The organism is Dysgonomonas mossii, from assembly GCF_004569505.1.
Lineage (GTDB): Bacteria > Bacteroidota > Bacteroidia > Bacteroidales > Dysgonomonadaceae > Dysgonomonas.
In genome coordinates, this window is the sequence record NZ_SPPK01000003.1 from 433476 (window position 1) to 454490 (window position 21015).

Annotated in this window: 17 protein-coding genes; 12 read left to right on the plus strand and 5 right to left on the minus strand. The window is 37.2% G+C overall.

Going from position 1 to position 21015, the window contains the following annotated elements; genetic code table 11:
• Positions 1–143: 143 nt before the first annotated feature.
• The 6 genes from dapB (at position 144) to E4T88_RS11885 (ending at position 7003) form a co-directional block, all read left to right on the plus strand.
• Positions 144–860 (plus strand): 4-hydroxy-tetrahydrodipicolinate reductase, encoded by a 717-nt coding sequence (gene dapB, locus E4T88_RS11860; RefSeq protein WP_135105714.1) that lies wholly within the window; start codon positions 144–146, stop codon positions 858–860.
• 8 nt (positions 861–868) lie between these two features.
• Positions 869–2350: a signal peptidase I gene (gene lepB / locus E4T88_RS11865; protein ID WP_135105716.1), complete on the plus strand. Its 1482-nt coding sequence runs from the start codon at positions 869–871 to the stop codon at positions 2348–2350.
• Between the two features lie 24 nt (positions 2351–2374).
• Positions 2375–3364 (plus strand): signal peptidase I, encoded by a 990-nt coding sequence (gene lepB, locus E4T88_RS11870; RefSeq protein ID WP_135105718.1) that lies wholly within the window; start codon positions 2375–2377, stop codon positions 3362–3364.
• A gap of 7 nt (positions 3365–3371) precedes the next feature.
• Positions 3372–4007, plus strand: a complete 636-nt coding sequence (locus tag E4T88_RS11875; protein WP_135105720.1) for a WbqC family protein — start codon at positions 3372–3374, stop codon at positions 4005–4007.
• Between the two features lie 81 nt (positions 4008–4088).
• Positions 4089–6155, plus strand: a complete 2067-nt coding sequence (locus E4T88_RS11880; protein ID WP_135105722.1) for an Ig-like domain-containing domain — start codon at positions 4089–4091, stop codon at positions 6153–6155.
• A gap of 32 nt (positions 6156–6187) precedes the next feature.
• Entirely contained in the window at positions 6188–7003 is an 816-nt protein-coding gene (locus tag E4T88_RS11885) for a DUF3108 domain-containing protein (RefSeq protein WP_135105724.1), read from the plus strand.
• Between the two features lie 87 nt (positions 7004–7090).
• Here the strand turns inward: E4T88_RS11885 and E4T88_RS11890 are convergent, their stop codons facing one another.
• Genes E4T88_RS11890 through E4T88_RS11900 form a run of 3 tightly spaced genes read right to left on the minus strand, consistent with a single transcriptional unit; the run spans position 7091 to position 9849 of the window.
• Positions 7091–8245 carry an endonuclease/exonuclease/phosphatase family protein gene (locus tag E4T88_RS11890; RefSeq protein ID WP_135105725.1) on the minus strand — a complete coding sequence of 385 codons (1155 nt, stop codon included), beginning with the start codon at positions 8243–8245 and terminating at the stop codon, positions 7091–7093.
• Complete coding sequence (locus tag E4T88_RS11895; RefSeq protein WP_135105727.1) at positions 8229–9113, minus strand: rhomboid family intramembrane serine protease; 885 nt, start codon at positions 9111–9113, stop codon at positions 8229–8231. Before E4T88_RS11895 ends, E4T88_RS11890 begins: the two co-directional genes overlap by 17 nt.
• Positions 9088–9849, minus strand: coding sequence for a rhomboid family intramembrane serine protease (locus E4T88_RS11900; RefSeq protein WP_135105729.1), 762 nt, complete (start codon positions 9847–9849; stop codon positions 9088–9090). Before E4T88_RS11900 ends, E4T88_RS11895 begins: the two co-directional genes overlap by 26 nt.
• A 229-nt stretch (positions 9850–10078) precedes the next feature.
• On the opposite strand from E4T88_RS11900, the gene E4T88_RS11905 reads away from it, so the two are divergent.
• Together E4T88_RS11905 and argS are read left to right on the plus strand one after the other, a co-directional pair.
• A complete protein-coding gene (locus E4T88_RS11905; RefSeq protein WP_006841918.1) occupies positions 10079–10345 on the plus strand; it encodes an HU family DNA-binding protein in 267 nt (88 codons plus the stop codon).
• Between the two features lie 126 nt (positions 10346–10471).
• Positions 10472–12265: an arginine--tRNA ligase gene (argS, locus tag E4T88_RS11910; protein WP_135105731.1), complete on the plus strand. Its 1794-nt coding sequence runs from the start codon at positions 10472–10474 to the stop codon at positions 12263–12265.
• A gap of 37 nt (positions 12266–12302) precedes the next feature.
• Here the strand turns inward: argS and E4T88_RS11915 are convergent, their stop codons facing one another.
• Positions 12303–13370 carry a DUF6340 family protein gene (locus E4T88_RS11915; protein ID WP_135105733.1) on the minus strand — a complete coding sequence of 356 codons (1068 nt, stop codon included), beginning with the start codon at positions 13368–13370 and terminating at the stop codon, positions 12303–12305.
• 76 nt (positions 13371–13446) lie between these two features.
• Between E4T88_RS11915 and E4T88_RS11920 the strand changes: the two genes are divergently transcribed.
• Entirely contained in the window at positions 13447–15600 is a 2154-nt protein-coding gene (locus E4T88_RS11920) for a helix-turn-helix domain-containing protein (protein ID WP_135105735.1), read from the plus strand.
• Between the two features lie 3 nt (positions 15601–15603).
• Here the strand turns inward: E4T88_RS11920 and trhA are convergent, their stop codons facing one another.
• Positions 15604–16257, minus strand: coding sequence for a PAQR family membrane homeostasis protein TrhA (gene trhA / locus E4T88_RS11925; protein ID WP_135105737.1), 654 nt, complete (start codon positions 16255–16257; stop codon positions 15604–15606).
• Positions 16258–16393: 136 nt separating this feature from the next.
• On the opposite strand from trhA, the gene E4T88_RS11930 reads away from it, so the two are divergent.
• From E4T88_RS11930 to E4T88_RS11940, 3 genes are all read left to right on the plus strand, one after another.
• Positions 16394–18697, plus strand: coding sequence for a TonB-dependent receptor (locus E4T88_RS11930; RefSeq protein WP_135105739.1), 2304 nt, complete (start codon positions 16394–16396; stop codon positions 18695–18697).
• Positions 18698–18806: 109 nt separating this feature from the next.
• Positions 18807–19664 (plus strand): Med9 domain-containing protein, encoded by an 858-nt coding sequence (locus E4T88_RS18290; protein WP_228093893.1) that lies wholly within the window; start codon positions 18807–18809, stop codon positions 19662–19664.
• Positions 19665–19759: 95 nt separating this feature from the next.
• Positions 19760–20947, plus strand: a complete 1188-nt coding sequence (locus tag E4T88_RS11940; RefSeq protein WP_135105741.1) for a class I SAM-dependent rRNA methyltransferase — start codon at positions 19760–19762, stop codon at positions 20945–20947.
• Positions 20948–21015: the final 68 nt, after the last annotated feature.

Sequence of the window (21015 nt, forward strand, 5' to 3'; positions counted from 1 at the left end):
TTATGTTTATATTTCTTATCAACTGTAATTTCCTTAGCATAAAATAGACTAATAGTCAGGGATAAATTAGAAATCCAATCTCATGGAAATAAGTTTTTATGTATATTTGTAGGCTTTAGTTACTCATTAAATTAACTCTCGGAATGAATATAGCACTTATAGGATATGGTAAGATGGGGCATGAGATAGAAAAGATAGCCCTGAAAAGAGGTCACAATATTGTATCAATCATTGATATGAACAATCTGGAGGAGTTTAATTCTCCGGCATTCAAAAGTGCTGATGTTGCAATCGAGTTTTCTACACCTGATAGCGCCATACAAAATTATCGTAAATGTTTTGAAGTTGGTGTTGCTGTTGTTGCAGGAACAACAGGGTGGTTAGAACATTTGGACGAAGTAAAGAGAGCTTGTGCTGAACAGGGAAAAACTTTCTTTTATGCTTCTAATTATAGTCTTGGTGTTAATATCTTTTTTGCCCTGAATAAATATTTGGCAAAGATTATGAATAACTATCCAAGCTATGAAGTAAAGATGGAAGAAGTACATCATATTCATAAATTGGATGCACCGAGTGGAACGGCTATCACGCTGGCTGAAGATCTTATAAAGGAGGTTGACCGCAAAGAACGTTGGAGCCTGGAAGTAGAAGAAAAACAAACAGACTTGCCTATACATTGTATTCGTGAAGGAGAAGTTCCCGGAATACACGAAATAATATATGAGTCTGAAGCAGATATTATAAGTATAAAGCACGATGCTAAAAGCCGTGTGGGTTTTGCTCTTGGTGCAGTGTTGGCTGCCGAATTCACCAATGGTAAAAAAGGATTCTTAGGAATGGGTGATATGCTCAAATTTTAAAATAAGATATGGAAAAGAACTCTTCGAATCAGCAAAATAAAAGAGAACGTCGCAAACCGGGAATGAAGCAATGGATATATGCCATTCTAGCAAGTGTTTGCTGTGTTGCGTTTGTTATCTGGACCGGGTATTGGGCTGTATTGATCCTGATCCCTGTTTTTATAGATATATACATCACTAAATTTGTTCCTTGGGGTAGATGGAAACAATCTAACAACCGCCAAGTGAAGAGTATCCTCGATTGGGTCGATGCTATTCTTTTTGCACTGGTAGGAGTGTATTTTATAAATACTTTCTTTTTCCAAAACTATCAGATTCCATCTTCATCCTTAGAGAAATCTCTTTTGGTCGGTGATTTTCTATGTGTAAGCAAACTGAGTTATGGGGCACGTTCTCCAATGACCCCGTTTTCGTTACCATTGATGCAGCATACTTTTCCTTTCTTCGGATTTAAGTCGTATCTTGAAAAACCTCAGCTAGAATACAAGCGATTCAAGGGGACAGGACATATTGAGCGAAATGATATAGTTGTTTTCAACTATCCATCGGGAGATACTGTGGCTTCAAAATTTCAGGAGGTAGATTACTATGTTTTGTGCAAAGAAGCCGGAAGAAGCCAAGTTTGGACAAATAAGAATACATACGGAGACATCCTTTATCGCCCTGTAGACAGACGCGAAAATTATGTAAAACGTTGTATAGGATTACCGGGAGAAACAATCTCTATTTTAGGTGATACCGTTTATATCAACGGAAAACCAATTCAAAGCCCTGAGAAAATGCAATTGTTGTATTGTGTGCAAACCAATGGTACAGATATATCTTCGGCTGCTTTCGATGATTTGGGCTTAAGCCAGGAAGACAAAAAGAGAATAGGGATGTATCAGGACTTGAGCGAAGTGGATAGCCTTTCGTATGTGAGGGCAATTTTCCCTAAGGCTAAAAATGGAAATCCGGGACTCTTATATACTGGTGTAAATATGACTAAAGAAATGGTGGAGGAAATGAAACAAAAGCCATTTGTAGAAAAAGTAATTCCTCTAAACCAGTTTTATAAGTTGGCTAATAGAATGGGGCAAAAATTTGTACAACCTACTATTTATCCTATCACTTATGACATGCAAACACAACCCGGAGATTTGCATCCTCTATGGATACCTAAAAAAGGTGAAACAATTAAGTTTGATACTGATGTAGATCGTAAGGTAGCAACATATATACGTTGTATAAAGAATTATGAACTAAACGATTTTGACTATCGTGATGGAAAAGTTTACATTAATGGGCAGCAGGCCGATTCTTATACATTCAAATTGGATTATTACTTTATGATGGGAGACAACAGAGATAATTCGGCCGATTCGCGTGTTTGGGGATTTGTTCCCGAAGATCATGTTGTAGGTAAACCTTTGTTTATATGGCTCTCTTTGGATAAAGATAAGAACGGAATACGCTGGAACAGACTTTTCACATCCGGCAACAAAAAATAATAAGCTAAAATTGGGGATTGAAAAATGTCTTCAAAAAAGAAAAATATCTATACATATTTGGGCAAAGTGATTTTGATTACTTTGCTCATTGTGTTATTTATACGAACTTTTTTTGTAGAGTCATATACTATATCCTCGTCTCAAATGCAAACCTCTCTTCTGGAAGGAGATCAAGTACTTATTGATAAAACATCATACGGTGTTCGTTTGCCTATTACAATATTAACTATTCCGTTTACTTTTGATAAAATATTTGGAGTTCGTTCATATCTCACATCTATAGAAGCTCCTTACAAAAGAATATTGGAAAAGAATATTGAAAGAAACGATATTGTCTTGTTCAACAATCCGATGGATATTGGTAAGCCCTTAGATAAGAGAGATCTCATCGTCAGCCGTTGTATTGCAATGCCCGGTGATACTATTTCAGTAGAAAAAGGACTTCTATCCCTTAATGGTATAAACCATATTGCTCCTCCCGACCTTATGAATGAATATTCTATGCATATTCTCGCTTTAAAGGATATACAGGCTATAATGGAAGAGCATAATATTCCTATTCGTAGCTTGAAGCATAGAGCAGATACAATAAGTATTCTTCTGAATAAATTAGAAGCTTTTATTATTAATGAAAATATAGAAGACTCCACTGTATCTATATGTTGTAAGATCGATACAACTCAAAATTATCATTTGATAGTACCGTCGAAGGGTAAAGTGATAAGTGTTAATAGTCTGAATATTAATATGTATAAGCAGCTAATACTGCAAGAGCAGGAAGGTAATGCCCATGTTATTAATGATAAGTTATACATCGGGGGAAAAGAGCAGACAACTTATACGTTTCAAGATGATTACTATTGGATGTTGTCAGACAATACGAATGATGCATTAGATTCTCGTATATTGGGCTTTATTCCTTTTAAGAATATAATAGGCAAAGTTCGTTTTATCTGGTATAGCACCCATAATGGAAACTTAAGAAAAGAACGTTGTTTAACTTCTGTAAATTGATTCTGTAATGAATATATATCTTTCATCGGCTTATTTAGCGCCTATTCAGTATTATGCAAAATTTGTGCAGGGAGACCATATATTTATTGAGCAGAATGAGAATTACACAAAACAGTCGTATCGCAATCGCAGTATGATTGTTTCGGCTAATGGGTCTATTCCTTTATCTATTCCTGTCGTTCATTCATCTTCCGAAAAAACATTGACGAAGGATATTCGTATTGCTGATCATGGCAATTGGCAGCATATGCATTGGAATGCGATTGTTTCGGCTTATAACTCAACTCCTTTTTTTGAATACTATCAGGATGATTTTTATTCGTTTTATCATAAGAAATATTCTTTCCTGTTCGATTTTAATGAAGAACTTCGGGGTCTTATTCTGGGTTTGCTCAATATAGAATTGTCTGTGATAGAATACACCTCCGGATATAAGACGGCATTTGAAGACCATGAGCTCGATATGCGGGATGTGATTCACCCAAAGAAAGATTTATCGCTAGATCCTTCCTTTGTGTCAATTCCTTATTATCAGGTTTTTGAACAAAAACTAGGGTTCGTGGAAAATATGAGTATTGTGGATTTGCTTTTTAATATGGGAAATGAAAGTCAATTGATTTTGAATAACTCTTTCCACAGATAAGCGTTCTGTTAAAGTATTTTATAACCCTATTTACCTATTTATCTATAAAACATCGTATTTTTGCGTTAAATTAAATAAAACATGGTACAGTCCATAAAGAAATATATCTCATTATCACTTGTTTTAGTAGTCACTATTTTGATCGCTGTAGCCTGTGCAAATATGGCTACGCCAACAGGAGGACCGGTTGATCTCGACCCTCCGAAGGTGGTACGTAGTTCGCCGGGTTTTAATGCAACTCGTGTGGCGAAAGGAAAAATAACGATAGATTTCGATGAGAATGTAACAATAAAGAATCCTTCGGAGAATGTGATTATCACCCCTCCGCAAAAAGCTTTTCCTATTATACACTCCGTAAACAGGCGAGTAACAGTAGAATTGCGGGATACTCTTATGCCGAATACTACTTACACAGTAGATTTTACGGATGCCATTGTAGATAATAATGAGGAGAATCCTTTAGAAAACTTTTCATATTCTTTTTCTACAGGAGATGTTGTTGACTCTTTAGCAATTTCGGGCAAGGTGATAACCGCAGATAACCTTGAGCCTGTGAAAGGAATTTATGTGGGATTACATGCCAATTTGGAAGATTCAGCTTTTACCAAGCTGAAATTTGATCGTATCGGGCGTACCAATAGTGCCGGGGTATTTTCTATTAAGGGTGTAGCGCCCGGGAAATATAAGATATACGCTTTGGCTGATGCCAACAGAGATTATATGTATGATAATCCTGCTGAGGCGATCGCTTTTATGGAAACTATAATCGAACCTACATCAGAAAGGGCTCTAAGGACTGATACCATATTTATAGAGCATGATCATGATCACGATCATGAAGCTGAAACTGCAAAGAATCAGAAACAAGCACCCAAGAAAGAGATAGATACGATTAAGACAGTAGAATATACACGCTTCTTACCCGATAATATCGTTTTGAGATCTTTTAAATCGGGTTTTCAACGACAATATCTGCAAAAACATGAGCGTACACCAAATCAGCTTTCGCTGTTCTTTGGTGCACCAACAATAATGCCGGAAGTAGAGCCTCTCAATTTTAACAAAGAGAATTGGGCTATATTAGAAAAAACAGCCAAGAATGATACGTTAATCTATTGGATGAAAGATAAAGCTCTGATGGCTCATGATACTCTTATACTGCGTGTATCTTATATGAAGACAGACTCTTTAAACCAGTTAATCCCAACAACGGATACATTGAAATTTATAGACCGTACTCGAAAGAAAGATAAAGAGAAAGAAGAAAAAGAAAAGGAGAAAGAGAAGAAAAAGCTTAAAGAGGGAGAAGAGCCCCCAATTACCTTCTTAACGATTAATAATAATTTGAATTCTTCGTGGGATACCTATAAAAATATTCAGTTAGAATTTAATGAGCCTATTACGACAGATTCTCTGATAAGTAAAATCGTACTTCGTCAGAAGAAAGATAGTATATATAGCGACATTCCTGTTCAACTTGTTGTAGATTCTGTGAATCCACGAAAATATTCTATCAAGAATAGATGGACGTATGGCTCAGAATACCAGATGAGAATAGATTCGGCCACTATTTATAGTATCTACGGATTGTGGAATAATAAGCTGGAACAGAACTTTAAGGTAAAGAATGAAGATCAGTACGGACAGCTCGCCATATGGGTGGAAGGTGTAGATAGCATTCCTTCTTTTATGGAAATTTTAGATAAGTCGGATAAACCAATTCGTAAATCCAGAGTCATAGATAATGTTGCGGTTTTTAAAGACGTTGATCCCGGAACATATTATGCCCGTATTGTTCTCGACAGAAATAATAATGGGGTTTGGGATACGGGAGATTATGATATGAAACTTCAACCCGAGCAGGTTTACTATCTTGGCAAAGCTATCGAAGTAAAGGCTAACTTTGAGATTGAAGAGAATAACCCCGCTTGGAGGATTAATCCGAATAGCATGGATAGTCAGAAACCGTTGGATATAACGAAACAGAAACCCGAGGATAAAGAAGCTCGAAAGAAGAAGCTAGAGGAGAAAGACGCTAAAAATCAGCGGACTAGAAACCAAAATAATACTACTACCCAGCAGGGGAATACGACAGGTAGGAATAGAAATAGTTCTAATAATAGCTATAACAATACGAATAGCTTTTAATTAAAAACTTGGCAAACTATAAAATAACAGTTATGGTGAAAAAAATTACAGGAATCATAATTATGCTTTCAGCTTTATTCGGCTTGAACGCAAATGCTCAATGTAAATTAAATAATACATTTTTTCAGGCAGGAGAGGATTTGTCTTATGATCTTTATTTCAAATACGGAATCATTTATACAAAAGCCGGTACTTCCTCACTGAAAACCATTTCGGAAAAGTATAACGGCACTGATGCTTACAAAATGACATTGATGGCTCAGTCTACGGGGACTGTCCGTAAAGTATTTGCATTAAACGATACTTTGTCGTGTTATACAACCAAAGACCTTGTGCCGTTGGCATATATCAAGGATGCATTTGAAGGGAAGGACTATACAAAAGAGGAGGTGCGTTATACATATGCCGGAAACAATGTTATTATAAGAGCAAAGCGCCACAAAAATGGATCTTTCCGTTTTGATGAGACCTTGACATCTTCGTCGTGTATATATGATATGATGAGTGTGGTTTTTTATGCTCGAACTTTAGATTTTTCTTCGATGAGAAAAGGACAAACAACAAAAACAGACTTTATCTCGGGAAAGAAAAAGGTAAATATGATTATAGAATACGATGGTATAGAAACCGTTGAAGCCAATGATAAAAATAAATACAGCTGCATAAAACTTGTATTGAGTATCATGGATGATGCCTTTAGCGATAAAAAAGAAGCCATGAAGGTGTATATTACAAACGATAACAACCGCATGCCTGTACGCCTTGACTCGAAGCTGAATATCGGTTCTACAAGAGCAATTCTAAAGAGTTATAAGGGAAATAAACATCCGGTATCGACAGTAAGATAGATATATGATTTTCTATAAAATGCAAGGGGTTGGTTCTTACGGATCAACCTTTTTTATGCTCTGTTTCGCAATAGAATAAGTCGATAATTATTTTTCTTTAAATGCCAGATAAGTCCAAACCGGATAATGATCGGAATATTTAATCTTGTCAACCGTACAGTTATAAGACTGGAAAGCCATGGAGTGCATGATGAAATCTATTCGGAACCAGAATTTGTTTTCATGATAGGTGATGCCTTGTCCAAAACCGGTGTTCGCATAAGAGTCTACAAGGTTATCTCCTTTGATTGTATAATAAGCGTAAGAAATGGGTGAGTCGTTAAAATCTCCGCATACAATAGTTGCATCTGTTTCCTGTTTGTCTATGATCGAGCGTATTATTTTAGCTTGTGCTTCTCTTATCTTATAAGCTGCACCTAACCGGGTTTGTACATTCATAGCTACCTCTCCGATCATCTCTCTATCTCTCGTTTTGAAGAATTCTTTGTATAGTTTCTTGTCTTCAGATGTTATTCGGTTCGACTCCAAATGATTATTTACAAGTGTTACCTTTCTCTTATTGATCTTTAATTCATACATAGCAGATCCATTGTATGAACTTTCTAACGGGAGAGACTCCGCTTTCTCTATCGGGAATTTAGAAAAGCAGGCTAATCCATATATAAGGTTTCCTCGCGATGATCCCAGCTTTATTATCCTGCTATAAGGATAATCTTTCAACTTTTGTTTTATTTCCGCTTCCGATATTATACTTTTCTTGTTCTTACTGTTGGAAGGCGATACAGCAAATTCCTGCAAACAAATTATGTCTGCATTGCTGTTCACCAAGTATTCCAATATAGGATTGTTTCTTGCAGCTTCACCTTTCGCCCAATTGAAAGCACGCACATTGTAAGTGAGAACTTTTATATGTTTTTGGGGAATGTCTTTCTCTTTTGTTTTAAAATGAATTGGATAGCATGTTAATATCGGTTGCCAGAATGCACATATTGCAATAAGTTGAACCAATGCATATTTCCATCGGAAGGTAATAACCCAAAGTATCAGATACAGGATGTTGATAAATAGGATAATCGGAAAGCCGAGTCCCAGATAAGCAATAAATGTAACTCGAGATGGCACTACATACCATGCAAGAGTTGACAAGATGAGTATGATGATAGCGATTAGGTTGGTAGCGAATACTGTATATTTGATAAATCGACCAACTCTAATCTTGGATAATTTATTTTTTACTCGCATCAAATAGCTGTTTTTTTTCGTCTGAGCTAAGGCTGCTATAACCCGAAGCTTTTATTTTGTCCAGAATACGATCTATCTCCTCTGTTTCTTTATGGCGACGTTGATTATATTGCTGGTCGGTTTCAGGTCTTTTATATTTAACCTTCATCTTCTTTTTATAGCTTGGTTTGGTTAGGTTAGCAACAGAGTCGATTATTTTGTTTATCCATCGGGTTATGTCTTTCCCTTTCAGGTATTGTTTCGCGAATAGATAACCCATCAGGGCCCCTCCTATATGAGCGATATGTCCTCCGGGATTTGTATTGCTGTCTAACGATATAAAATCAATAACGAAAAGGAAAAGTGCGATATAGATAATCTTCACACGGAACACCATGAAAAGGCTTACTTCGGCATTTGGTCTGTAAAAAGCAGAAGCAAAAATAATAGCCATAACTGAAGCCGATGCCCCTATCATTGGGGGATGATTCATTTCCAAATAATATGGTATCGTGTTGAATGATATGATATACAATATAGCACCCGCCAAACCTCCCAGCAAATACAGGCTTCCCAGATTTTTAGGATTGAAATAATTCAGGAATATCTGCCCAAACCAGAAGAGCATAAGCATATTGAACAGTATATGGAAGAAGTCGAGGTGGACAATCATATAGGTCAATAATGTCCACGGACGTTTTATCAGTAGAGAGAGGTCGGATGTTACCGCAATGTAAGGTATTAAGTTAAATGTTTCGATCTTAAATAACTTACCTATAATCCCGATAACAGAAAGAATCAAGAATACAGCGATATTGATGATTATAAGCTGTATGAGTATATCTTTCTGCTTAAACCGATATTTAATATTCTCTAAAATTGTGCCCATTTGCTTTTCCTTTCTTACGCCAGTAAAGTATTATGAAAAATCCGGTGATCAATCCCCCTAAATGCGCAAAGTGTGCGACATTATCTCCTGCACTATTCGCAATTCCTAAAAATAGCTCAATTACTCCGTATCCTATAACAAACCATTTTGCTTTTATCGGTATAGGTAAGAAAAGCATCATCAGCTCAACATTAGGAAATAACATACCAAAAGCAACCAATACTCCGAATACTGCACCGGAAGCTCCAACCATACTGCTGTTAACAAGTAAGTTTAATGCTCCCATGTCAGGGTCAGTATAGTTTCTGTTGCTCATCAATATACCCATTCCTTCATTATATACCGTGGAAATGGCTTCTGCCGACATATTCGCTTCTATTGAATGGACCCTGATATATGTGATTAGCATTTGTAAAGCGGCAGCTCCAATCCCAGTCAACATATAGTAGACCAGATATCTCTTTGGTCCCCATACCATTTCAAGCGTGCGGCCAAACATATATACAGCAAACATATTGAAAAATATATGCCCCAAACTCCCATGCATAAACATATAGGTTATAATCTGGTGAGGCATGAAATGTTCTGAAGAAAAATAGTGCAGAGCAAGATAATTACTCATATTAAGCCTGCTGCCTAATAATTCATCAGCAATCCAAACTAAGAAGTTGATAATTATGAGATTTCGGGTAACTACCGGAATCGAACTCATGAATCCCGAGCTATTTTGATTCATCTTGATATCTTGTTTTTTTGTTTCAAAAGCCCAAAATTACAGATATTTTTTGTTTTTCTTGAGGAAAATCACTTTACGTTTAGATATTTTCTGAATTCTAATGAGTTTTTCCTATTTTTTTTTATGATTATTAAATAAAACACTTATATTTGAGTGCCAGAACTAGAAATGTATTCAAAAAACAATTCGGTTATATAATGTTTAATTAAATCATTTACATTCAATTATTATGAACAAGACAGAACTTATCAATGCAATTGCTGAAAAATCAGGATTGAGCAAAGTTGATTCTAAAAAAGCTCTTGAAGCCTTTATTGAATCAGTAACAGAAGAAGTGAAAAAAGATGGCAAAGTAGCCCTAGTTGGTTTCGGTACATTCTCTGTAACTCAAAAAGCAGCAAGAAAAGGAATTAACCCTAGAACTAAAGCTGTTATCAATATCCCGGCTAAGAAAACTGTTAAGTTTAAAGCTGGTGCTGATTTAGCTGCACTATAATTGATTAAAAAAAAGAAAAAAGAAGTAGGGAATAATCTTTCCTACTTTTTTTATGCCCTAAAACTACCTTATAGGGTACTTTTTTCTTAGCTTTGCAACCTGAATAAGTAATTTTCAAAATCATATATGAAGCTAGAGATAAGATTACAGGAGGTAATAATTAATGCCATAGACTCACTCTATGGACAAGTGGTGACAGTAGGGCAGCTTTCTTTACAAAAAACAAAGAAAGAGTTCGAAGGTCACTATACTTTAGTTGTATTTCCTTTTCTGAAAATGTCGAAGAAAGGACCTGAGCAGACAGCCCAGGAGATAGGAGAGTGGCTTAAAGCGAATGCATCGGAGGTAAGTAGCTTTAATGTGATCAAAGGATTTCTTAATCTTACCATTGCTACTACTTGCTGGATTGATGTGTTAAATGAAGTTCATGCCGCAGAAAATTATGGCATAACAAAGGCTGATGATAATTCTCCTTTGGTAATGGTAGAATATTCATCTCCAAATACAAACAAACCTCTACATCTGGGGCATATACGAAACAACCTGTTGGGATTTGCTCTGTCCGAAGTGTTAAAAGCAAATGGAAACAGAGTTGTAAAAACAAATATAGTAAATGATAGGGGAATCCATATCTGTAAATCGATGCTCGCTTGGCAGAAATGGGGAAATGGAGAAACTCCTGAATCTAGTGGCAAGAAAGGCGATCACCTCGTTGGTGATTACTATGTAATGTTCGATAAACATTACAAAGCAGAACTTGCCGAACTACAATCTAAAGGTCTGTCTAAAGAAGAGGCCGAGGCTCAGTCTACATTGATGGCCGAGGCTCGCAATATGCTTCGTCTTTGGGAGGCCGGAGACCTTGAAGTAGTTTCGTTGTGGGAAAATATGAATAGTTGGGTTTATGCCGGATTTGACGAAACATATAAGCGTCTGGGCGTAGACTTTGATAAGATATACTACGAGTCTCAAACTTATCTAGACGGTAAGGAAACTGTACTTGAAGGTTTGCAAAAGAATATCTTTTATAAGAAAGAGGATGGTTCTGTATGGGCAGATCTTACAGCAGATGGATTAGATCACAAGCTACTGCTCCGTAGCGATGGTACTTCTGTGTATATGACACAGGATATAGGAACGGCTAAGTTGCGCTTTGATGATTTTCCGATCAATACAATGGTATATGTTGTAGGTAATGAGCAAAATTATCACTTCCAGGTGCTGTCTATCCTTTTAGATAAATTAGGCTTTGAGTTTGGGAAAGGCTTGGTGCATTTCTCTTATGGAATGGTGGAATTGCCCGAAGGCAAAATGAAATCGCGTGAAGGTACTGTTGTAGATGCCGACGATCTGGTTGATGAAATGATTGCAACAGCAAAAGAAACATCGCAAGAGCTTGGTAAGCTAGATGGGGTAAGTGAAGAAGAGGCTAATAATATTGCCCGTATGGTGGGTATGGGTGCTCTGAAATACTTTATCTTGAAAGTAGACCCTAAAAAGAATATGACTTTCAATCCAAAAGAATCGATTGATTTTAATGGTAATACAGGTCCGTTTATTCAATATACACATGCTCGTATACAATCGATACTGCGTAAGGCTGCAGAACAAGCAATCTCTATTCCGACAACACTCTCTGCTGATATCTCGCTAAGTGTAAAAGAAGAAGGGCTTGTGCAACAAGTTGCTGAATACGAATCAATTGTAAAACAGGCGGGAGATGAATATAATCCGGCTCTGATAGCAAATTATATATATGATTTGGTAAAAGAATACAATCAGTTTTACCATGACTATACTATCCTAAAAGAAGAAAATGCAGATTTGAAGAATTTCAGGCTGATACTTTCCGATAACGTAGGGCGTGTAGTGAAAAGTGGAATGTCTCTCTTGGGTATTGAAGTTCCCGACAGAATGTAAAGCTGACAAGATAAAAACGAAACTAAAAAGAGGTTACTTATTCAGTAGCCTCTTTTTCTATATCATAATCCTCATTCACCGGAGGATCTATTCCCAATTGCTTATACAGCTTGTTTTTGTCTAAATTTCTTTTTGTCAGAGTTTCCTTATAAAAAAAGACTTGTGAGGCAAGATCTGAATTGCTTTTTTGGGGTAAGAGATCGTAGGCTATATTGATCCATGCTAATGCATTTTCTATATCATCGAGGTTCTCATTGGCCAGAGCTATATTCGATGCAAGTCGTATTTTTTTGTTCGTATTCTTCTCCTTGTCATACAATTCACTCCAAATGTCAGCTGCTTCTTGCCATTTTCCGGCTAAAACCATGTTGGTCGCCTCTCTCATCCCTTTAGAGCTATCCGAATAATACCAACGGTTATCTGTTTTCCACGAAGGAACAATAGAGGAGGTGACTGCGTCGGCCGCTTTCATGGTTATCTCGGTTACCAGATCGTTGATTTCCGGAATATTGTTTTTCATGTTATTCCAAGAAACAGAAGACTCTCTGAAAAGACTATCTACATATGCTATAGGAGGAGCCAGTAGACTGCCATCCAGACTGTAGGCTTTGAGCAATACTCCGATTTGTGAACTCAAGATGCTGTAATTATTAAAGTATTCTACATTCACCGATTCTAATGATGCCGATGCAATGAATAAATCAAGTGAAAGTAAAACATCTGCATTTTGTTCTTTGCATATCGTTTGTACCTTCCTTGCCGATAATGATCTGACTTCATTTGCTGCACCGCCATTGGTTGGGTATGGATAGAGTTCTACTTTCGAGAAATAATTTTCTTCACTCAGATATTGCCGCAAAGAGTTTGTGAATATGGCTTTTGCTGTATCTGTGGGCATTACAGAAGAATCTTTAAGAGCCTCTCCGTTTGCCTCTACTCCCTCGCTCGATTGTGAAGCACTATTGTTGACTATCACAATGTTTTTTTGTTGAGGGTTTTCGAAAGAAATTAGTGCAGGTTCACGTACTTCGATTGAAACAAGGTTCGTCACCGTGCAAGAGGAAATAAGAATAATACAAAAAAAGATGAATATATATTTTGTCATAGCGGTCTAAGTTATGAACTAGTGATACAAAAATAAGAGTTATATTTGTAAATACGATTGAAAATATTACCAAATAATGGATGTGTCTGTCAACAAGGTCTTTGAATTGGCAAGTGATATTGTCAAACATACATCTCAGTCGGTTTTCCTGACAGGAAAGGCCGGAACGGGAAAGACCACCTTTTTGCATCATATACGTAAAACAATAGATAAGAATGTGATCGTTGCAGCCCCAACAGGTGTTGCAGCCATCAATGCGGGAGGTGTAACTTTGCATTCATTGCTACAACTCCCGTTCGAGCCATTTATTCCGAACTTCGAAGGGAAAAAAAAGCTGGATTATCACTTCAAGCTTCGCAAATCGAAAATAGAGATGCTGCGAGAACTCGATCTGTTGATTATCGACGAAGTAAGTATGCTTCGTGCCGATATGCTTGATGCTATCGACTACATGCTTCGCAGGTACCGTAACAATCAGCAGCCATTCGGAGGGGTTCAGATACTTTTTATTGGAGATATGTTTCAGCTTCCTCCTGTGGTACAAACCGCAGAATGGGAACAATTGAAGCATTACTATCCATCACCTTTCTTCTTTCATGCGCAGGTACTGGATAATTATCCATTACTTTATATAGAGTTAAAAAAGATATACCGGCAGCAAGACCAGCGATTTATAGATATCCTCAATCGTGTGAGGAATAACTGTACCACTTCACAAGATTTACACATATTAAACCAAAAATATAACCCTGCTTTCAGACCTGTTAAAGGTGATAGTTACGTTACGCTATGTACTCATAACTATAAAACTGACCGCATTAACAATGAAGAACTGGCACAGCTACCGGGCAAAGGTTATGTCTTTAAAGGAGAGATAAAAGGAGATTTTTCTGAAAATTCTTTACCTACCGAATGTGAACTTCTTCTGAAAGAAGGAGCTCAGGTTATGTTTGTGAAAAACGATGTTGGCGAAAATCGTCGATATTATAATGGTAAGCTGGCTACAGTGACGCAATTGAAAGAAGATTATATCCTTGTCAGATTCGAAAATGGAGACGAAATGGAACTGGAGCCTGACTCGTGGGTAAATGTTCGTTATTCGTTGAATGAGGAGTCGGGCGAAATAGAGGAAGAAGAGTTAGGCTCTTTTACGCAATATCCTATACGTTTGGCTTGGGCGATAACCATTCATAAAAGCCAGGGGTTGACTTTCGATAGGGTAATAATTGATGCCGGACAGGCTTTTGCAGCCGGACAGGTATATGTGGCACTTAGCCGTTGTACGTCGTTGGATGGTATTGTACTATATTCTCCTATAACCCAGCAAAGCATAAGTACTGATCCGTATGCTATAGAGTTTGCAAAAAAAGAACAGGATATAGTCTATCTGGACGGGATACTGCAAAAAGAGAAACCTCGTTACTGTGCGAAGCAATTAGTCAGATATTTTGATTGGACGCCTTTTATTCGAAGCCTTCATTCATTGAATGAGCTGGCCGCTGAAAAGAAGATCCCCGAAAAAGAAGAGGTACAGTCTATGATTGCTCAAATGTGTAGTAAAGCGATTGAGCAGCAAGAGATAGCACAGAGCTTTATAAAAGAGCTGAATTATATATTATCTGCTCCCAATCCTGATCTGACAAGATTGAAAGATAGAGTACAAAAAGCAGCTGTATATTTCCATAAAGATGTTTCTGAATGCATTATTTCTCCATTGATGCTGCATTTGGAGAGATTCAAAACGAAGTCGAAAGTAAAGGCATACTTAAATAAAGCCAACGAGGTTTACAATACATTGCTCAAGCTGCTATCACGCATAGAGCATATCAACTATGGAAATATAAACCTAACAGAGGAATTAATCTTCTCGAAGGTAGAAGTTCCTTCCGAAAATGTTGCTTCATCGGAAAAAGTGAAGCCTCAAAAAGGGGATAGCCATCGGCTCTCATTGTCTCTCTTTACGGAAGGAAAATCGGTGAAAGAGATTGCCGCAGAGAGAAATCTTTCGCCCACTACCATAGAGGGGCATCTTGTGAGCTTTATCCTTACCGGAGAGTTGGATGTTTTAGAGTTAGTTCCCGATAACAAAGTGCAATATATGCTTCCTGTAATCAAAAAGATGGGTGTAAAATCCTCTTTGTCCGACATCAAGGAGAAGTTACCTAAAGAATGCTCATACCTGGATATAAAAGCCGTAATTAATTACATTAAATATCTTGAAGGGAGATAAGACCTATAGAATAGTGTATATGGCAATGATGTGACATAGACTTCCCATCAGAACGAATACATGAAAGACAGTGTGCATGTATTTTTTCTTTGTCCACGAATAAAATAACGCTCCTATCACATACGATACGCCTCCTGCAATGAGCCAATATAGCGCATCGATTTGACCTGTTTGAGATAGCACATCGTAAAGGGGCTTAAATGCAACGAGGATAGCACCACCCATCAGTACAAAGCAGACTGTTTCTAAGTTGCTATGTTTCTTTAAGTTGGTAAAGCTCATGATCAGCCCTGTAATAGCGGCAATACAGATGAAGGCAAAAAGGCTCCAGCCCCATGCGCTTTCATTGCGAAGCACGATTAGTGTAAAAGGAACATAAGTACCCGCTATATGCAAATAGATAGCGCTATGATCGAATTTACGAAGCAGACTTTTTCGCTTTTCATGTGTGCATCCGTGATAGCAAGTAGATGTGATATAAGATGCCAGCATCCCGAACAAATAACCGATAACACTACCGATAGCCCAATTGTTCCCACTGTTGATGGCGGCGGAGAGTAGTACGAAACCCGCTGCAATTCCCATTAGTATGCCTAATCCGTGAGATACGGTATTTGCGATTTCTTCTCCACGTGTATAATATTTAGCTGTACTCATTTTTATAATTTCTTTCTCCAAATTGAAGGTTTGGAAATTTTGTGCAAGATAAGGATTTGTTTCCAAATCACTAGAAGTAGTGATTGAAGGATATTATAAAAATATGTTTCTTTGTTTTTTTTTATAAATAGAATCTATGAAATTATATAACTCTACTAAAAAATTATTTCTTACTGTATCTTTATTATTCTCTTTCTTATTTGTGCTAGGCAAAGGTGAAATGCCCAAAGATACGCTCTATACAGAATTGAAGTATGATATTGTTGTTCTCTCATCTACAAAAGAGACAAATAGTTTGAAATCGCTTCCGGCAGCAGTCTCGGTTTTCTCGCCTAAAAATTTGGACGGCTTGCAAGTGCATTCTATCAAAGACCTGAGTGCGATAGTACCGAATTATTTTGCTGCTGACTATGGTTCTAAAATGACAGCCCCGCTTTATATAAGAGGTGTCGGCGCACGTTCGGGTGAGCAAACAGTAAGTATGTATGTGGATAATATTCCTTATTTCAATACAACTTCGTTTGATTCTGAATTGTTTGATATTCAGCGTGTAGAAGTGCTGAGGGGAACACAAGGTACATTGTATGGACGTAATGCGATGGGCGGAATTATCAATGTTTATACTTATTCACCACTAACTTACGAAGGAACGACAATAAAAATAGGGGGCGGTAATCATGGCCAGTTTTCGGGAAACGCTTCACACTATCAGCGGATAAATAGTAAAATGGGATTTTCTGTCGGAGGTTACTACAAACAAGATGATGGTTATTTTAAGAATCTGTTTACCGGCAAAAAGGTCGATGATATGAAAAATGCGGGAGGACGTGCCAAGTTTGTTTGGGATATTAATCCACGTTTGTCTGCTACCTATTCTGTAAGTTTCGACTATGTAGATCAGGGGGCATTTCCGTATGCCAATATAGAGACAGAAGAGGTTGATTATAATTCTGATAGCTATTACAAAAGAAAACTATTGACAAACGGGTTAGCGCTTCGCTATACCGGTCAGGGCTATGAGATTAACTCTACAACGGGCTATCAGTATCTGAACGATGATATGAACATGGATCAGGATTATACAAGATTGTCTATGTTTCAAATTAATCAGAAACAAAGACAAAATTCACTAAGCCAGGAAGTCACAATAAAATCTACTAAGCCTTCTGATTATCAATGGTCGTTTGGCGGATATGGGTTTTATGACTACTTGCATACCACTCCTCCAGTATATATGATGTCGGATGGAATTCAGAAGTATTTGCAGGCTCCATTAACGGCTGTTGATGCTCCAATTACTTTTACGGATGATCAGATAGACCTGAATGGACAATATAAACGTCCGACTTATGGCTTAGCTGCTTTTCATCAGTCAACATTCAATAATTTGTTCAAAGCAAAGGGGCTATCCCTTACTTTAGGTTTGCGTATCGATTATGAAAAAACAAAGCTGGACTACAATGCTGAAACTGTAGCTAACTTTGATGTGAAGATACCCAACTCACCGATGCCTCCAATGTCTTTTGCAGCGGATACTGCCATTGTAGGTACTAATTATAAAGATTTTTTGGAATTTCTGCCTAAAGCCGTATTAAAATATCAGATAAATGAAAACTCATTTGTATATGGTTCAGCTTCGCGCGGCTACAAAGCAGGAGGACATAATATTCAGATATTTGCCGATCTTCTGCAAGAAGCCCTCGAAGCTAAAATGATGGGTATGCTACCACCGAGTATGGGGGGCGGTCATTCTGCATCTGCCGGTACACCAGTTAACAACCGTATCTCTTATAATCCTGAATATAGCTGGAGTTATGAACTTGGCGGACAAGTTGATATTATAGAAAATTCGTTGCAGGCAAACTTTGCCGTATATTATATGGATATACGTGATGTACAGATTACCCAGTTTGTAAACAACCGGGGGGGACGTATGGTAAGCAATGCCGGTAAAGCAGAAAGTAAAGGTTTTGAAATCGGCTTGAAGGCCCGCCCTTGTAAAGGTTTTTATCTTTATGCGAATTATGGCTTGGCTGATGCTACATTCAAGGATAATAAAGTAAGGAATAGTGCGGGAGAAGTTGTAAAAGACTATACAGGCAATCATATTCCTTTTGCTCCCGGTTCTACATTCAGCATTGGCGGCAGTGTTTCGTATGATTTCAAACAGAATACATTGCTGGATAGAATAACCTTCGATACCAATTTTGCAGGAATCGGAAAAACTTATTGGGCTGAAGATAATGTGATGTCGCAAGGATTTTACGGAACACTCAATGCTAACCTCACTCTAGAAAAAAATATATTCTCATTAGAATTCTGGGGTAAAAATATTCTCGATCGTGATTACAATACATTTTTGTTTGGATCAGATAGTAAATATTTTGCTCAGAAAGGAAAACCTATGCGTTGGGGTGCATCTTTGATAATAAAGTTGTAATTTAGTCTCATAAAATAATTTGTGAAAGAAGCTCGAAGATTTAGAGATGTTGAATCTTTAGTTTTTGTAGTTTTAAATTGAGGGACATAAAATTATAATAATAAAAAATATGATGAAAAATCTAATGCTATTTTCAATGTTGTTGTTTATTTCTAATGTGTGTTTTGGGCAAGCAATGAACGTTTTTAGTAAACCGAATCAGCCTCAATATATATATGTTGGTAGCTTATCAAGTGATGTAAACTGGGCAGGAAATGCAAATAGAGTGAAAGTAGAGCTGTTTGGCGGCGATTATGGTGGAGGATCACAAGCCCGGATTGTTTATGTTGTAGATACTCGATATGAATGTAGAATAAGTAAGGAGGTTACAGCAGGCATAACAACGACTCATAAGCTGAGGGTTTTTCAGAGAGATAATAACACATACGATGTAGTCATTGAAGTTTATGACTGGGGCGGTTATAATGTAAGAGCATACACCTTGGATTATACTGAATATCCATCAGATTTTAAGTGTATTCCTTATGACATATCAGGTAAAAAAGAAGTTACGTCTCTTTTTGCTGTGAATACACTGATGGTAAGCGATAAGTATGGGAACTATGGAATTGGGGTGGAAAAACCTCAGTACAAATTGGATGTTTTTGGTACAATACGTTCTAAAGAAGTAAAGATAGAAGCTACAGGGTGGTCTGATTTTGTTTTTGCCGACGATTACAAACTGCCTTCACTCTCTGAGGTTGAAAATCACATTAAAGAAAATAAACATTTACCAGATATTCCGTCAGAAAAAGAAATTATGGCAGATGGTATTAGTGTGGGTGATATGCAAGCAAAACTTTTACAAAAAATAGAAGAATTGACATTGTATGTGATCGAACAAAATAAAAAAATAGAAAATCTGGAAGATAAAAATAATAAGCAAGAAGAACAGATAAAAGACTTGCAGGAGAAAGTCAAAAGATAAATGAGGTTTTTCCATCCATTTACTTGAATATTGTATTAGAGACAATTCAAATAAAAAATGTAATTTTGTAGCTTCATTTCGACAGCTATTTAATTATGAATTATAAAAAGGTCAAGCTAAAGCCTAAAAAAGAAGAATCGCTTAAGCGTTTTCATCCTTGGATATTCTCGGGAGCAGTACAGTCTAAAGATGAAAGTCTTGCAGAAGGAGAAGTCGTTAACGTATATACAATCAACGATGAATTTATTGCTGTCGGTCATTATCAGATTGGGAGTATAGAGGTTCGGGTATTATCTTTTGAAGAAGAAGATATTGATCTTGATTTCTGGAAGAAGCGTTTGTCTTCGGCTTTGGAATTGAGAAAATCAATAGGCTTATTATCTGATAATAATAATTCATATCGCCTTGTACATGGAGAAGGGGATCTTCTTCCCGGTCTTATTATAGATGTTTATGCCGAAACGGCTGTTATTCAGTCTCATTCGGTCGGGATGCACGAGTCACGTCTGATGATCTGTGATGCATTGAAGGCCGTGTTAGGAGATAACCTGAAAAATGTATATTACAAATCGGAAACCACCTTGCCATACAAAGCCAATCTGGGAGCAGAAAATGAATATCTGTACAAAGGTGATTCTGTCAACGAAATAGCACTTGAAAATGGTTTGAAGTTTTATCCTGATTGGGTAAAAGGGCAGAAGACCGGTTTCTTTGTCGATCAGCGAGATAATAGAGCATTGCTCGAAAAGTATTCAAAAGGTCGGTCTGTACTAAATATGTTTTGTTATACAGGAGGGTTCTCTTTCTATGCTTTGCGTGGTGGTGCAAATCTGGTTCACTCGGTGGATAGCTCATCTAAGGCAATTATGTTGACGAATAGGAATGTGGGGTTGAATTTTCCCGATAATAAACGACATGAGGCTTTTGCCGAAGATGCATTCAAGTTTTTAGGTGGTATCAATAAAGGAGACTATGATTTGATCATACTTGATCCTCCGGCTTTTGCAAAACACAGAGGAGCTATAAAAAATGCATTGCAAGGTTACAAGCGTTTAAATGCTGCCGCATTCGAAAAAGTAGCACCCGGAGGTATTGTGTTTACTTTTTCCTGTTCGCAGGTTATCAGTAAAGATGCTTTCCGTTTGGCTGTATTCAGTGCCGCTGCTTTGTCGGGTAGGAGTGTGAGAATATTACACCAGTTAAGTCAGCCCGCCGATCATCCCATCAATATCTATCATCCTGAAGGCGAATACCTGAAAGGATTGGTATTATATGTAGAGTGATTGGTTTTAGCCGATTCATTATTCTGGCTTCAAATTATCTTATATAGAGAGAAGTAGGCTGAAAAGAA

Bases quoted from the DNA above. Each gene is read 5' to 3' on its own strand.
- dapB (WP_135105714.1), top strand. From the start codon at position 144: ATGAATATAGCACTTATAGGATATGGTAAGATGGGGCATGAGATAGAA.
- lepB (WP_135105716.1), top strand. From the start codon at position 869: ATGGAAAAGAACTCTTCGAATCAGCAAAATAAAAGAGAACGTCGCAAA.
- lepB (WP_135105718.1), top strand. From the start codon at position 2,375: ATGTCTTCAAAAAAGAAAAATATCTATACATATTTGGGCAAAGTGATT.
- E4T88_RS11875 (WP_135105720.1), top strand. From the start codon at position 3,372: ATGAATATATATCTTTCATCGGCTTATTTAGCGCCTATTCAGTATTAT.
- E4T88_RS11880 (WP_135105722.1), top strand. From the start codon at position 4,089: ATGGTACAGTCCATAAAGAAATATATCTCATTATCACTTGTTTTAGTA.
- E4T88_RS11885 (WP_135105724.1), top strand. From the start codon at position 6,188: ATGGTGAAAAAAATTACAGGAATCATAATTATGCTTTCAGCTTTATTC.
- E4T88_RS11890 (WP_135105725.1), bottom strand. From the start codon at position 8,245: ATGCGAGTAAAAAATAAATTATCCAAGATTAGAGTTGGTCGATTTATC.
- E4T88_RS11895 (WP_135105727.1), bottom strand. From the start codon at position 9,113: ATGGGCACAATTTTAGAGAATATTAAATATCGGTTTAAGCAGAAAGAT.
- E4T88_RS11900 (WP_135105729.1), bottom strand. From the start codon at position 9,849: ATGAATCAAAATAGCTCGGGATTCATGAGTTCGATTCCGGTAGTTACC.
- E4T88_RS11905 (WP_006841918.1), top strand. From the start codon at position 10,079: ATGAACAAGACAGAACTTATCAATGCAATTGCTGAAAAATCAGGATTG.
- argS (WP_135105731.1), top strand. From the start codon at position 10,472: ATGAAGCTAGAGATAAGATTACAGGAGGTAATAATTAATGCCATAGAC.
- E4T88_RS11915 (WP_135105733.1), bottom strand. From the start codon at position 13,370: ATGACAAAATATATATTCATCTTTTTTTGTATTATTCTTATTTCCTCT.
- E4T88_RS11920 (WP_135105735.1), top strand. From the start codon at position 13,447: ATGGATGTGTCTGTCAACAAGGTCTTTGAATTGGCAAGTGATATTGTC.
- trhA (WP_135105737.1), bottom strand. From the start codon at position 16,257: ATGAGTACAGCTAAATATTATACACGTGGAGAAGAAATCGCAAATACC.
- E4T88_RS11930 (WP_135105739.1), top strand. From the start codon at position 16,394: ATGAAATTATATAACTCTACTAAAAAATTATTTCTTACTGTATCTTTA.
- E4T88_RS18290 (WP_228093893.1), top strand. From the start codon at position 18,807: ATGATGAAAAATCTAATGCTATTTTCAATGTTGTTGTTTATTTCTAAT.
- E4T88_RS11940 (WP_135105741.1), top strand. From the start codon at position 19,760: ATGAATTATAAAAAGGTCAAGCTAAAGCCTAAAAAAGAAGAATCGCTT.